This is a genomic window from Pseudocitrobacter sp. RIT415 (genome assembly GCF_003057695.2).
Classification (GTDB): Bacteria; Pseudomonadota; Gammaproteobacteria; order Enterobacterales; family Enterobacteriaceae; genus Pseudocitrobacter; species Pseudocitrobacter faecalis.
The window spans coordinates 26,867-40,422 of record NZ_QBJC02000018.1; the positions used below are offsets into that span (position 1 = coordinate 26,867).

Consider the following 13,556-nt stretch of genomic DNA (forward strand, 5'->3'; position numbering starts at 1 on the left):
GACCTCGTTTCAAGTTTTTACGGGGTCCGAGTGTATTGAAAGTTACATTTGGAGGGAGGGGGGAATCTTCACTTGGGTGCCTTCTTACTCCAGAGCCTTCTCCCAGAAGGTCTTTTCGTTGTGATAATGCTCATCCGCCAATTCAGTGAGTTGCTCACTGAATTCTTCCATTCGTGCGGCCGGAAATTTTCTATATAGGGTTGATATGCCGACATCAAAAATGATGGCCACCTGGTTGCGGGACATACCGTCGAGGATGAGTCTGCCCATTTGAGCCCATTGCGCCTCAGAGTATTTGGGGCGACGCCCTCCAATCCGTCCCTGCTTACGTGCAATCGCCAAGCCTGCTCTTGTCCTCTCAACGATCAAATCACGTTCCATTTCAGCAAGGGCTGACATTATGTGGAAAGTAAAACGGCCCATTGATGTGGATGTATTAATGCCTTCAGTCAGTGACAAAAACTGGATATTGTCTCTCTTGAATCTTTGCAGCAGGTCAGCGAGATTTATTAGCGAGCGCCCTAACCTGTCCAATTTCCAGACAACGACGGTATCTCCGTGTCGTATTTTTTTAAGTAGTTTATTTAGGCCAGGCCTTTTCGCCTTAGTTCCGGTCATTTTATCTTCAAAAATTAGCTCACAATTTGCTCGTTCAATTGCTTCACGTTTTAACTCCGGGTTTTGCTCAATTGTTGACACCCTGACATAGCCAATTCGCATAAATTTCAACCTATTTTTGGTCTCTGAAAAGTAGGCAAATTGTAACGCGTAGTTTTGATCGAATTATTAAAAATGTTCGTTTAGGAGAAGCCGCGAAAAGGAATGTCGGTTCTGGCACTAATCAAATCCCTGATATGTCTTTTTTTGCCTCATCAAGAGGAGGTAATGGATACTTTTCTTTACCTGATGGCACTATCGTACAATATGGAAGTGCTACAACAGTCAGAAATAATGAAGTTGGAGTCGTAACTTTGCCATTCTCATTCCCTGTAAGGTTTTCTCAGGTTTTGATAACCCACGACGATGCTTCAACTACAGGTGCAATTGCTTTTGGATCTGCCACTCCGAAAACTGTTTCAACGTTTCAGGTGGTTGTACAGAAGCTTAATTTTAATACCTCCACAGGTGCAGTCACCTTAAGAACCGAAGCTTCACCGTGTTACGTTCGTTATATCGCAATTGGGAGTTAATTTCATGCAAAACAAATATAGCCCATCGTTAAATAATTTTTTCTAGCTTGTTTTATGCGTCGTTATAAACAAGCTGGCACATTACCTAGTGACTCAATAGATATTCCTGATGAAATGTTTAATAAATACGCGGGAGATCCGCCTGAAGGGATGATGAGAGTGGCGGGTAAAGATGGATTACCCACCTGGACGGAAATTATTTACTCGTCATAATATTTTCTGGGTTGAACGCATCGCTATAATTAGCTTATATCGATGGCGTTGAGGGCCACTCCGGGTCTGTTGTATCAACGCGCATCAGCAGAACCCGGTATTTTTTCCATTCAGTAAGCGCGGCGGTTTCTTCTTCCGTCGAAATACCTGCATCAACTGAATCTTGTCGCCATGCTATTTCTGAATCTGCAATAGCGCGTAGTGCTGATCTTTTATCTTCGTTTGCAGCAATAATTTCATCTTGAGTTGGGGCTGGTATGTCTATCCATAAAGGAAAACCATCATCACCAGCCACACGGCACTTACCAGGGGGCGGGGTCTCAGAATATTCGTTAAAAATAGCCTGTTCAATTTCGACAACATCAGACGGCATGCCAGAATCATTGAAGCCAGAAATATAAAATCCATTATTGCTAGGACTATAAAAATACATATTAATACCCCACTACATAAACAATGCAAGATTCTCTTGTTGGTGTGCCATTTCTAATCTTTGTTGAAGTTAGCGTTCGAACATCGTAGCACTCGCCCCACCATGTCACCCCTGAACTTCCTCCTATTGTTGAAGCTGTCAGCTCTCCACAAAATACACCAATAACCTTGTTGGGAAATGCCAATGGATAGTTAGCGACAGCCACCCCTGTAGCGTCAGCCTCAGCCGAGTTGAACCACTGTTCAATTAACCCTGAAGGATTTTTTTGAACAAGATATGAGCCAGTTTTAATCGAATAGAAGGAGCCCATATCTGGAATCTGGTTTGTGCCAGTCCCGACATTCCTTTTGGCGGCTTCTCCCAAACGAAGGTATTCGAGAAGCTCTGCAACAGTCTTTCCAGAGAGTTCAGAGAGAGTTGTATCAAGTGGTTGTTTCTTCGCCAACCCTTCTTTTACGCCTTTTGGTGTGATGGCAACGTCCTCTGCATCACTCTCGTAATCGTTCGACAAATTGATGCCCAACGTGACCAATTTTCGATTGGTCACATCGATCATATCGTCAGTGATCTCGGTCGCCCCCGCAGGTATTTTGACGGTGCAAAGTTCCAGCTGGTTCTCGTTGAGTAAAGCGCCCTCCTCCAGGAGTTTGATTTCAGCAGCTTGGATCGCGGAATTAGCGTTAACTTGATACGTCTCCTGGCCTACAACATAAGTTGCTTCCAGAACGACAATAGAGGTTTTCCCGGCGGTCAGTGACAGTGATACACCGGCTTGTTGGCGGACAGTGAGTTGGTAATATTTATCGATATTAATCGACGCGGTACCGCCCTCTGAATCCGACGTGATTTGCAGAGTAAGCCCACCAGCTGGCGATGGTGTGAAGCCACCGTAAATGCCAGGGTTGACGATCCCTCTGAATTTCCTGTTAAGCGCCCCGGAGCTGTATGGCTCACGGAACTGTACATCGCTCACCAGAGCCAAAGTTGTTGGATCAGGGAACGATTTAGCAGCAGAAACTACAACGTCAGCAACCATTAGCCCACCATCGTGTTGATATCGGTGACAGTGACATAGGATTTACCGAGGTAAAGGCTGTCCTGTTGGCAACACATAACAAGACATGCTTTACCCAGGTTGTCGCAGACCACCAGAGTGTTAAAAGGATAGCTGACGTTCTCTTCCAGCTTTGAGGAGTCCAGTTCGGCACGCAGCGTGATTATTCCCGAATCGTAAGACGGGGTGAATTTTTTGTTCGAGTTGCCGCTTGGATCGTCTTCACTGGTCGATGTTGCTACCTGAGAAGTGAGATCGGACAGCTCAAAGTCTGCCGGGATATCGGCGATGTCATATATCCCTGTCGGATTATTCGTGACGAGATTTGACGTGCCAAAGACGGCAGATGTCAGCTCGAAACGTTCTCCAATGCCTATGGACGATTCCGCACGGCGTTGGTAGTAATAATCCAGCAGTTTGACCTTGGATAATTGGTCAGAAACATTCATTCAGAGCAGCTTCCTCATAGATAGCCCCGGCGTTAGGTTGGGCCAACGCCGGGGGATTTTGATTCCTGCCATGAGTCTACTGAAAGTTACATTTGGCCTGGGTGCGGTTTTTAATCCTCCTCGGTTAATTCGTCAGGAGTCGTATCGAGCACGTGGCCATCGTGAGTGGTTCGGTCATATACCGGCGTGATATCTGCCCAGTCCGGGTCTATCGCCTTGCCTTCAGCAACACCACTCAGTTGAATTTGTTGCTCAATGGCTACGCCATCCCCACCCTCTTCGGCAGTCCATTTCTCCGGAACGACATCGATGCTGACGTGATGGCCAGAATCCTCAATATCGCGGATTTTGCTTCGAACATTGGTATCTGGAACTTCAAAGTCGAGACCATAATGCTCATCGAGGATGGCGCCATCATGCCCGGTGCGATCAAAGCGTCTAATGCCACCAGGAACCGAAGATGTTGATTCGGCCAGCAGCGGTGTCATTTCTGAACCTATGCTGGTCAGCACCGGCACGTCGACATGTTCACTACCAGCGTAAGTTGCTTCTGAAGTTGCGTAAGCGTGCCATGCGATCTCTCTTGCTTCATCGACCTGAAGCTTAAGCATCAGCTGCATGTCATCAAAAACAATGTGTAACGGCAGCAGCGGCTGAACAACCTGCTTGAATTTTGCCAGAGCTATCTCGGTTAGCTCTTCAGTGGTCTTTGCCTCGCCGTAAATCAGGATCAACTTCTGGAGGTCAATGATCGAGACGCTTATCACGCCTCTACTGGTGAGAAAGAGCTCGCCAAAGGCCGCCCCAATCGATTCCAGGTTATTCTCAGCAATTAGCTGCGTGCAATAGGGATATTTTTCGAGGTCCACCGGCGCATATAACGGCTGCCAGGTAATAGGGATGCCGTTAAACTCGCGATAGAACGTCTGGGTTATAGGCTGCGACGTGCCTTTAAAGTGAATTTCGTCCAGACGCTGCTGCAGCAACATAGGTTTGCTGGAGGCATCCGATACACGGATGGTGAAGAATTTCCCCATCTCCGCTATGCGGGTATCAAGATCCTCATCAGCCATGGTGAAAAATGATTTTCTGGCTGAAATACGCGAGAGAATGGGCTCTACTGCCACCTCAAAAATATCTTGAATGATGTCGGCGAGGCTACTGTACATTTCCGACAAACGCTTAGAGGGCGTGAGCTGGTTTCTGAACCAACCGCTTTGCATTAGTTATCCTCCGGAGCCGGGAAAGTCGAGCCTTCGACATCCAGGTAAACGAAATCATTGAACCCGTTGGAGTCCTGCATATCGTTTACCTCGATCTCGAATTTAGTGAAGTAGCCCTGCTGGTCGATGAAGGACCAAAGATCCTTAACCTTAATGAGCTCGTAGCTGCCGAGATCGTCAGGGTCGAAGTATTTTGAATCCTTGCCAAAACGCTCCTCCAGAGCAGTTTTTAGCTCGCAGAGAACGACGGAAAGCGTCAGGCTTTTGGGTATCGTACCGGTAAGCGTGATGGTAAATGGTTTCTCGGCGGCATCGACGTAGACATAGCGCTTATTTAGAGGGTTAGGAACGTTTTGCAGCGTCGTCATTATCAGCTCTTTGAGCTCGGCCTGTGTTTTCCCAGGGAACCAGCCGGAGATAAAGATCCGATTAATGAAACTTACGTCTGAATGACCGGCGAGCTTTTCCTGTTGCTCTTCACCCCATGCGGCCAGCCAGGTTGTCGCTGGAAGGTTACGCTTCAGATAATACGTATAGTCTTCTGACCAGCACACCTGGTTATCGTAAGACAGGTAGTACATGGCGCGGTTTCGGGTTGCTTCGATCGATTCGATATCGGTCCCGCCGGTGATCGAGGTGTCTGTCTTCGCAGTGATGTAATCAGCTAAATACGCATAATCATTGGATGGCGTTAAGTCCTGGTTCGCCAGCAGCGTCGTATCGCCATTACTGCACCAGACACGTAGTTTTATCGTTGCACCAGACGGAGGGATCATCCCGATAGTCCCGTCGCCAAATCGTATGCCTAATTGGTCAGTTGGCTTATAGAACTCCACGTAGACTTTGCTGGTCGAGGTGGCCATGCGGAACTGAGTGCTTTTGGTCCACTGAGTTTCAATGTCATTGATGGTCATCAGAACATCAACCTTGTAGCAGACCTCTGTCAGCGCACGGCTGAGGAGCACGGAATAGAACGGCTGCTCGCCGGTGACGGTCGTAGTGATTTCGACAATCTCCATTTGAGTTAGTCCAACCGTCGCAGTTCCCTCTACCGGTACCGTCACAACATCATCGGTAAGGTATGGATACTGGTCGTCTGATAAGAATGTCGTGTACTGTGGCAAGGACATCGTTTGAGTTGACGTATTGGTAAGGATCGCCCTTCCCTTGCTGGGTGTTACGCGAGAACCAACATAACTTCGGTCCTCTGATGCGGCCAGGATGCTGCCTCGTTTGGTCGCGGTAGAGATAAACCCTTCCATGAGTGCAGCAGATGCGAATTGCTGACAGCGGTAAACCATTTGAGAGATAAACGTGGCCAGCATCGTGACGAACTGTGAACCAGCAAACTGGGACCACCAGCTGTTGCCCTCGATGAGCTTGGTCAGCTTATCTTTGATTGCGGTAAGGTCGAGTACTGCCATTAATTTGATACTCCTGATGTTATCGTGCCTTCGGGAATGCGGATGGTGATAACTCCGAGGTCAAACTCTTGACCGGCGAAAGATACCCCTTTGATTTTGAGTGAGGGAACATCTTCAGAGAGCTTCTGCAATAGCCGACTTTCTATAGCCACCTGAACGCGATCAGAACCGATGGGATCGTGTTTAAACTCGGAAAGAATATTTCCCCATGCAGGAAGTCCATAGACCGAGCCCACCGGCGTATCTATCCACTCTTTTAAAGCTGCTGCCTTTGCTTCGAGCTCGGTGTTGTATGTGCGCAATCCGGTTGACGTGAGCGACATTAAGTAGTCGATTTCGTTATTCATTGTTTACCCTGAACGGTAATGTGAAGCGCCAGTTCTGGCGCGGGCCAGCTAAGTTCTTGAGTGATTGTATGGATAGTTACTTTTGAGCGTGGAAATTAAATGAATGGTTGCAGCGGAAACGGTAAAGAAGTTGAGGAAGTTGCATTGCTTGGTTACTTCGCCCTCGATCCGCCAGAGTGGGTGGAAATCACTTCCCTTTCGTCTGCTGTCGGGCTAAACATTTTTGAATAACTGCATAGGTAAAAAAGGGCCTCAAAGAAGCCCATATGACTATTACCCAGTTTTGAATCCCGGCTTGCCGTTAGCAGCGCGCCAGACCTTGATTGTTTCGATAATCCCTTTTGTAGAATTATCTGCTCCAGGTTTTGGACGATAAATTAGGTCCCATTTATCTGGGTGCTCAATCAGCTGACCAAATTCATACATAGCAGAGCTATGATCTGCCTCCGATGGAAAGTCAACATTCCTTATCCTATTGATAAAGTCTATGAACTCACTTTCAGTATAATATTCTAGCTTTTTATCAGCCATATTACTTACCTTTATGAATTTCAATATGTCGTTTCGAAGTAACAGCATTCAGATTATCTTGGTCATAAATCTCGCTATTTTCTGAAATAGGTTGTTTATGATGTAACTCAACTTTTACTCTTTTTCCGACTGATACTTGAATACTTACAGTCGGTAAATATCCTTTCTTCATTAGTTAATTTCATCTGGATGAAACTGCTTGCTCAAAGTTGGGTTTGCAGCCACTGCTTTCCATAACGCCCGGCGGAACGAATCAAACCTACTGAATGATATACCACGTAGCTTGTCAGCGATCTTGCTTGGGATAGGTGCACTCTGCCCAATACTCGCACTGCCAAACCGACTAACAATGCTGAACAAATCGGCAAATCCAGCATCATCAGCGTTGAAAGCACCACTCGTCAATTTAGCTAAGAATTAAAATGACTTACTCCCCATCCTAAAGGGTGGGGAGCTTAAGGGTTATAACCCGACTAAACTTATATTTTCCACTAATTAAATTCCTCGTTAGAGGATAGAAATTAGCGCTTAACTAGTTAGTCTTAAAACCAGGTTTACCATTTGCAGTTCGCCACGCTTTTACCGTTTTAGTAACACCAATGGGAGAGTTATCAGCACCAGGTTCTGGGTGATAGATTAGATCCCATCCATCTGGGTGTTCAGTTAACCTTCCGAATTCATAAATTGCATTATCATGCTCTTCTTCTGTTGGAAAATCAGCTTTCTTAATCTTATCGACGAAAGCGATGAATTCGGCTTCTGTAAAGTCTTCGAATTTTTTCTGGTCCATTTTATTTTCCCTTATGAATTTCGATGTGACGTTTTGGAGTCAATGCATTGAGATTATCCATATTATATACATCTCCACCTTCCGAAATGGCCTTATTATGATGTAGCTCTACTTTTACACGTTTACCAACAGAATCCCTAAATTTAACTGTCGGTGCACGACCTAATTTCATGCGAACTAAATCATCGGCACTAAACTGCTTACTCAAAGTAGGATCATCAGCCACTGCTTTCCATAACGCCCGACGGAAGGAATCAAAGCTACTGAATGATTTACCTCGTAGCTTGTCAGCGATCTGACTTGGGATAGGGGCACCGTTATTAACACCAGCGCTACCTAGCCAGTTATCCCCTACCTGTTGACCTTTCCCCGTTGCTTGTCCCGGTAAATTACGTGGACTACGAAACATAATATACAGGGGTTTTAATCCCGATCCATCCGGGAACACCAGAATGATATCCCGGAAATCTGGATCATCTGCCGCCGGGGATACTGTTGTTTTTAACGTCTCAGGTGCCGAAGATTGATCGCCGGTGTGGAGAATAACTTCTGGAAGGGGTACCGGACCTTCTAGAACAAGCTGACCGTTAACACCCGGAGCATTTGCTGGACTGATTAAAATGGTCTGAGCTGGGGCTCCTGGCATTGCTGGCAGAGCGTAGCTATAGTATCCGGTTGATTTGTCTACAACAGCCCGCACGACAGGAACCTTACCTGGCACCGGTGTACGGACTAGCTGTGCTTCAAGTGTACCGTTATCTTGCAATACCAACTGGCCACGGATAGGCATATCCACGGTTGCATGAGTGTCAGCAGCTTTATTCAGTTGTGAAATCGCCGGAAGAGAAAGTGCGTCCGTTGGTATCAACGCACTAATATCGCGGCCGGGCACTTGGTCACTACCTTTACCAACATCAGGAGAATATAGAAGGCCACCAATTGTGGCAGCGACAGGTCCGGCAAGGCTTGCTGTTGCGATACCACGCAGTTCAGCCAGCGCCGCACTCATAGCAGACCAGACTGATGCCGCCAGCTTACTATCAAGTGCAATCCCACCAACAGAAGCTACAGACCAGTTGAGTGGTGCACTTCCTACAGGGGTACCTGTTGCCACGCCTCGAACGGACTGAATGCCTGATGTTTTCAGCCTGTCAGCAACTGCCTGACGGTCCTGAAGAGCTTTAGCTTTTGCAGCAGCAGCACGCGCATCATCTGCTGCTTTTTTCGCTGCCGCAGCGGCAGCTTCTGCTTCCTGTCGTTTTTTCGTCGCAGCAGCTAGAGCCGCATCGGCTGCTGTTTTCTGTTTTTTAGCATTTTGCAGCGCAGTATTTGCCTGAACGAGTTGCTTATTCAGACTGTCACGACTTGTGGTCGCTGTGCTGATTTCTGTCTGCTTGGTCTTAATACTGTTCTTGGTAGTTGTCAGAAAACCTTGTGCGTTAAAAAACAGGCGATCCTGACCTGGCACATTTGCATACTGAAGAGTTGCTTTAACCTGATCTTCTGCTTTCTTCAACTGGATGTTCAGTGCTGCCAGTTCTGACTGTTTTGTCTTTAAGGACTGATTTGCTGTGTTAACTTTGGCGGTCAGGGTATTCACATTTCCCTGAGCAGCCACAACTGCCGCTTGTGCAGTCTCAATGCTTTTCTTTGCATCAAATTCTGCCTTAGTCATACCAGAAGCCAGTGCTTTCGCTTCTTCCTCTTTCAGTGCCCGTGCGGCCGCTTCCGCTTTAGCTTTCGCAGCAGCATCTTGGCGTTGTTTAACTCCTTGGTTCCAGGCTTGTGTCAACTCTGGCACTTCCCGATCTTGGGAATATTTAACTGTACGGGTACCGTGACCGTAGGTTCCATCCGTTGTGGTGTCGTACCAGGTATAATTTTTCATGACCTTCCCGCCACTCAACCAGTACCCTTCGGGCATACTGCCCTGAAGAGTGCTCAGCACCAGGCCAAGAGAAGTTGTACTTAAGTAAGTAGCATTCTGTCCGAGGGTCGCAGAATTGCCAACATTTGGGATATTTTTATCGGTACGTTTAATACCTGTTTCAATATCGCCGACAGCAACTGGACCAACTGCTGTATTTACCCCCAAAACCAGCCCGCCAAGTCCTACCCGTTTAGCCTGATCGGCATTCAATCCACTAATGGAAATGCTTAGCGTACCGGAAGCTGAAACACTATTAATCTGTAATTTGGCCGCAGGATTGATGGCGATTGCAGCCAGTATCAGGTTATTGAGTTTTTGGCGAACATTCTTATCACTATTAATTTTATTAAGTTGCTCCTGTACAGGCGTGAGAGCTGCCGTTGAACCGGTGCTACTACCGCCAGAACTTGCGCCACCCCCGTTGCCTTGCATACCGCCACCAGGAGCTGGTTCAGAGCCTCTTTCTGAACTCCAACTAGTCCCGTCTCCGGAGCTACCACCATAGTTAAAACCAGGCATTTTTTTCTCCTTATTTTTGTTCTCTATTACAAATTCTCATGAGAAAACTGGTGTGCGGTTCATCGCTTCATGAACATCTGTTCGATGGTTATAAGAGGTGTTCCGTTACACCAACAACTGTATGCATATACAGTAAATTAATACTACGACTGAGATAACCTTATTGTCAATAATGTTTTTATTAATATAAAATGCATATTAATCAATAAATTAAGATCTATTCTAATCTTCATTACTGTGCAAAACTGCAAGGCGCAAGGCCTGCAAGAAGTGTGTAATTGAATATTTCAAACTCAGCATGAACAATCAAAAAGACTCCGTAGGGTCTTTTTGATTGTTGTCTTGTTAGTTTCGAGCTACCTCACTCATAGAGGCATCGTCAATGGTTAGCGGCACACTGGTTCGCGGCGCCGGTTGCGGGGTATTTGCCTTCGGTGTGTTATCCCCAGTTTTTTCTGCGGTGTCTTTGGTATGGCCAGCGATTTCATCAAGTCGTTTGAGGATCGACTCCCAGGTTTTGGTCAGGCTTTTTGGCAGCGTCATTTCGTTAGCAACGTTAACCGTTGATTTCATTTGGCTGGCGCTCATATCCTTAACTGCCAGTATTTTTGCCGGAATGGCCATGTTTGCAGGCTGTACTTTTTGCTTAGCCGGTTTGACTGATGTTGTAGCGACCGGCGGCGCGCCAGTTTGCATGGCATCTATTTCAGCTGCTGAGGCTTGATGGCGTAGCCCCTCGGCATTGGCGATCTTATCCCCGCCCCACTCATTGATTTTCTGGCTTATAAGCTCACCGCCAGGCACATCTTTGAGCCAGCTGTTATCTGTTGGAAGCTGAGCGCGGGAGTACATTGAACCTGACGCTGCAACGTGCGCCTGAGCTGCGGACTCTTTAGCTTCCTGAACTTTTTGTTGGCTCTGTGGTGATTTTCCTCGTTGTAAAGCATCCAACTCGGCTGTGGATACCTGGTGACGTTCTCCTTCGGCATTAGCAAGTTTATCGCCGCCGTTGTCATTGATTACCTTGCTTAGATATTCTCCACCTGGGATATCTTTAAATGCCTGGCTATCGGTCGGCAGTTTTGCTGATGTAAATCGCGCGTCATTACTGGCTTGAGCTGTTTGTTGTTGCTGTTGAGCCGTTGGTGTCTGTGCCTGCGAGGTTGCAGCTGGCGTCCCGGCTGTTGGCGTTTGTGTTGCTGGCAAAGCATCGTTACTTGCTCCCTTCGCATTGGTGTAGTTTATGGCGGTTGTCGGTGCTGCTGCACCTGCCGCCTGCATGGCAGCAATTACTTTAGGTGCGTATTCGCGGGTTTCTTTCGGGGCGGCTCCCATCCCTTTTTTCTGGATGTTGCCCTCTCCCCAGTTGTATGCAGAAAGCGCCAGGCCTACATCGCCGTTATAGCGTTTTACTAATCCGCCTAATTTCTTGGCCGCCGCTGCCGCCGATTTATCCGGATCGTAAACATCGTTTCCGATCAATCCATATTCAGTAGCTGTTTTAGGCATAAACTGAAACATGCCTTTTGCTCCAGCACCAGATACGGCCCCATTATTGCCTCCTGATTCTGTTGTCGCTACACCTCTCAGTAGTCCAGGTGGAAGCCCATATTGCTGTTCCAGAGACGCAAACTTACCCGCCATCGAGTCGAGTTGCATTCTTCCTGTTTCAGTAGGAACCGGAGTTTTGAAATCACCGACTTTTACGGGCCCATTATTCGGCTTACCCGTAATTGCTGTTGCTGCGGCAGATACACCTCCTGCCACGAGATTATTGATAGCCTCAATGGTATCTGAGGCTCCTTTTTTCACTGCCTCAATGAGGGTTTGATTTCGTTCGTCAGCCTTCTTATCGTTCCCTGTTATGCCGATCGCGTCGGTAACTGATTTTACGGAAGAGATTGAATCCCCTACCCCTTTGTCGATCAGCTTTGCGATGTCCGCCGTATTGAAGTCCAGCGCTTTGGCTACGCCATCCATGCCAAGCGCATTTGCGCCGGAAGATAACAGACCGGCTGCGCCTGATACCAAGCCCCCCATATCGAGTACGTTCGCCGTGGTATATTCTGCCTTTTGGCGAGCTGACACTTTGTCTGTGGATTTTAGACCGAACGCCTGCTGCTGCCCTTCGGTATCCATGTACCCAGTAACCGCATCGATGCCAGCACCGGCTATCTGACCAATTACCGGAATTGAACGAAGGGCTGTTTTACCTAGTGTTTTAGCTGTGAGTTTTGCGCCGCCTTCCAGAGCAATTTTTTCGCCTCCCTCCTCAGCTACTTTTAAAGCACCTTTCTCTACAGCCGTTGTTGCTTCTTTCTTCGCAACGGTTGAGGCTTCTTTACCTGCTACTTTCTCTGTTTTTGCTGCTGCCGTTGGTTTGTTAGCAGGTTTGGCCTTTGGCGTTTCTTCCGTAGGCTTAGCGGCTGGCTTTTCCTCAGGAGCTACTCTCTTTTCTTGTTCGCTCGGTTTGTTCTCTTTAGCAGCATCGCTTTCTTCTCCATCGAGGAGATCAGATGCCTGATACGCGCCATATCCAGCAGCAGCGACGCCAGCAGTGATCTTCGCCCCTTTCGATTTAAAAAGGCGTTTGAGAAAGTTTCCCTTAGTGGGTTTTTTCGGCCCTTTTGGTTTCTTGGGTTTTTTCTTCTTATTTTTCCCCTTGCCGCTGTCTGGCAGGCTATCATCACCCATACCATCTAGAGCATCTTTCGCCCTCGATCCACCAGCTGTTGCAATCGCTTTAAGGAGAATAGCCTTCCCGAGTTTAAATGCCGTCGTCATGAGGGCACTGGCGATCGTTAATGGCAGTAGAAGAACCTTCCCTAAAAGTTTCCCTACAGCTTGAATAGGTTTTCTGAGGGCTTTGCCGAACATTGAGCCAATAGAACCCCAGAAGCCTTTACCGCCCCCTCCCCCACCTTGCTTATTAAGCAACTCATCGAGGCGATCGGTAATCTCCTTATTCCCCTCTTTAATCTGCTCGGTCTGGTGCTCAGTTGCATTGACCTGCTGTTTTTGGACCTGGCGCTCAATGACGTTCTTACTACCGTCTTTAGGTTTACGGGAAAAGGCGCGGCGAAGCATACCTGGTTTTTTGGTGCCGTCTTCGCCCTCCTCTCCTCCGAGAAAGTCCTTCATTTTATTTTTGGCATCGAGCGCGCCACTACCCATGCCTTTTGACATTGAGTAGACCTCATGGCCAGCCTTCCAGAACGAGCCACCAGCAGCGGTACCAGCTGCATTAGTAGAATCCGCTTCCATAGGATCGCCCAGCTCGGACATCATCTTCCCAACGCGGGTTAAAAGAGCGTTCTCCTTGCGAGAGTTTTCCTCCTGCTCTTTATCGTGGCGGCTCCGGTTGCGAGACTCTTTATCGTCATTAACCTTATCTTTTGATGTGAATCGTCCATTCTTATCGCGTGTTGCCTCCGGGCGGTTCGGTGTACGCAA

11 protein-coding genes and 2 pseudogenes are annotated in these 13,556 nt (G+C 47.5%); 1 reads left to right on the top strand and 12 read right to left on the bottom strand.

The window, feature by feature from the left end; genetic code table 11:
* Positions 1-84: 84 nt before the first annotated feature.
* From DBY68_RS16755 to DBY68_RS16785, 7 genes and pseudogenes are all read right to left on the bottom strand, one after another.
* Positions 85-720 carry a recombinase family protein gene (locus DBY68_RS16755; RefSeq protein WP_108476673.1) on the bottom strand — a complete coding sequence of 212 codons (636 nt, stop codon included), beginning with the start codon at positions 718-720 and terminating at the stop codon, positions 85-87.
* A 717-nt stretch (positions 721-1,437) separates the two neighbouring features.
* Positions 1,438-1,836 (bottom strand): tail fiber assembly protein, encoded by a 399-nt coding sequence (locus DBY68_RS16760; RefSeq protein WP_108476674.1) that lies wholly within the window; start codon positions 1,834-1,836, stop codon positions 1,438-1,440.
* 235 nt (positions 1,837-2,071) lie between these two features.
* A pseudogene (locus DBY68_RS23260) lies at positions 2,072-2,281 on the bottom strand (phage tail protein); the annotation flags it as partial.
* 590 nt (positions 2,282-2,871) lie between these two features.
* Positions 2,872-3,339: a phage tail protein gene (locus DBY68_RS16770; protein WP_108476675.1), complete on the bottom strand. Its 468-nt coding sequence runs from the start codon at positions 3,337-3,339 to the stop codon at positions 2,872-2,874.
* A 110-nt stretch (positions 3,340-3,449) separates the two neighbouring features.
* Positions 3,450-4,562 (bottom strand): phage tail protein, encoded by a 1,113-nt coding sequence (locus DBY68_RS16775; RefSeq protein ID WP_108476676.1) that lies wholly within the window; start codon positions 4,560-4,562, stop codon positions 3,450-3,452.
* On the bottom strand, positions 4,562-5,986 hold the full coding sequence (locus DBY68_RS16780; RefSeq protein ID WP_108476677.1) for a bleomycin hydrolase: 1,425 nt from the start codon (positions 5,984-5,986) through the stop codon (positions 4,562-4,564). The genes DBY68_RS16775 and DBY68_RS16780 overlap by 1 nt, the downstream gene beginning before the upstream one ends.
* Positions 5,986-6,333 (bottom strand): hypothetical protein, encoded by a 348-nt coding sequence (locus DBY68_RS16785; protein ID WP_108476678.1) that lies wholly within the window; start codon positions 6,331-6,333, stop codon positions 5,986-5,988. The genes DBY68_RS16780 and DBY68_RS16785 overlap by 1 nt, the downstream gene beginning before the upstream one ends.
* A gap of 99 nt (positions 6,334-6,432) precedes the next feature.
* Between DBY68_RS16785 and DBY68_RS23190 the strand changes: the two genes are divergently transcribed.
* Positions 6,433-6,564 (top strand): hypothetical protein, encoded by a 132-nt coding sequence (locus DBY68_RS23190; protein WP_255415259.1) that lies wholly within the window; start codon positions 6,433-6,435, stop codon positions 6,562-6,564.
* A 42-nt stretch (positions 6,565-6,606) separates the two neighbouring features.
* Here DBY68_RS23190 and DBY68_RS16790 read toward each other — a convergent pair whose 3' ends face one another.
* The 5 genes and pseudogenes from DBY68_RS16790 to DBY68_RS23135 all read right to left on the bottom strand — a co-directional run.
* Entirely contained in the window at positions 6,607-6,864 is a 258-nt protein-coding gene (locus DBY68_RS16790) for a bacteriocin immunity protein (protein ID WP_108476679.1), read from the bottom strand.
* Position 6,865: 1 nt separating this feature from the next.
* A complete protein-coding gene (locus DBY68_RS23265; protein ID WP_108476680.1) occupies positions 6,866-7,036 on the bottom strand; it encodes an HNH endonuclease in 171 nt (56 codons plus the stop codon).
* A 360-nt stretch (positions 7,037-7,396) separates the two neighbouring features.
* Entirely contained in the window at positions 7,397-7,654 is a 258-nt protein-coding gene (locus tag DBY68_RS16800) for a bacteriocin immunity protein (RefSeq protein ID WP_108476681.1), read from the bottom strand.
* Between the two features lies 1 nt (position 7,655).
* Positions 7,656-10,016 (bottom strand): S-type pyocin domain-containing protein, encoded by a 2,361-nt coding sequence (locus tag DBY68_RS23230; protein WP_304598580.1) that lies wholly within the window; start codon positions 10,014-10,016, stop codon positions 7,656-7,658.
* A 1,350-nt stretch (positions 10,017-11,366) separates the two neighbouring features.
* A pseudogene (locus DBY68_RS23135) lies at positions 11,367-11,726 on the bottom strand (lytic transglycosylase domain-containing protein); the annotation flags it as partial.
* Positions 11,727-13,556: the final 1,830 nt, after the last annotated feature.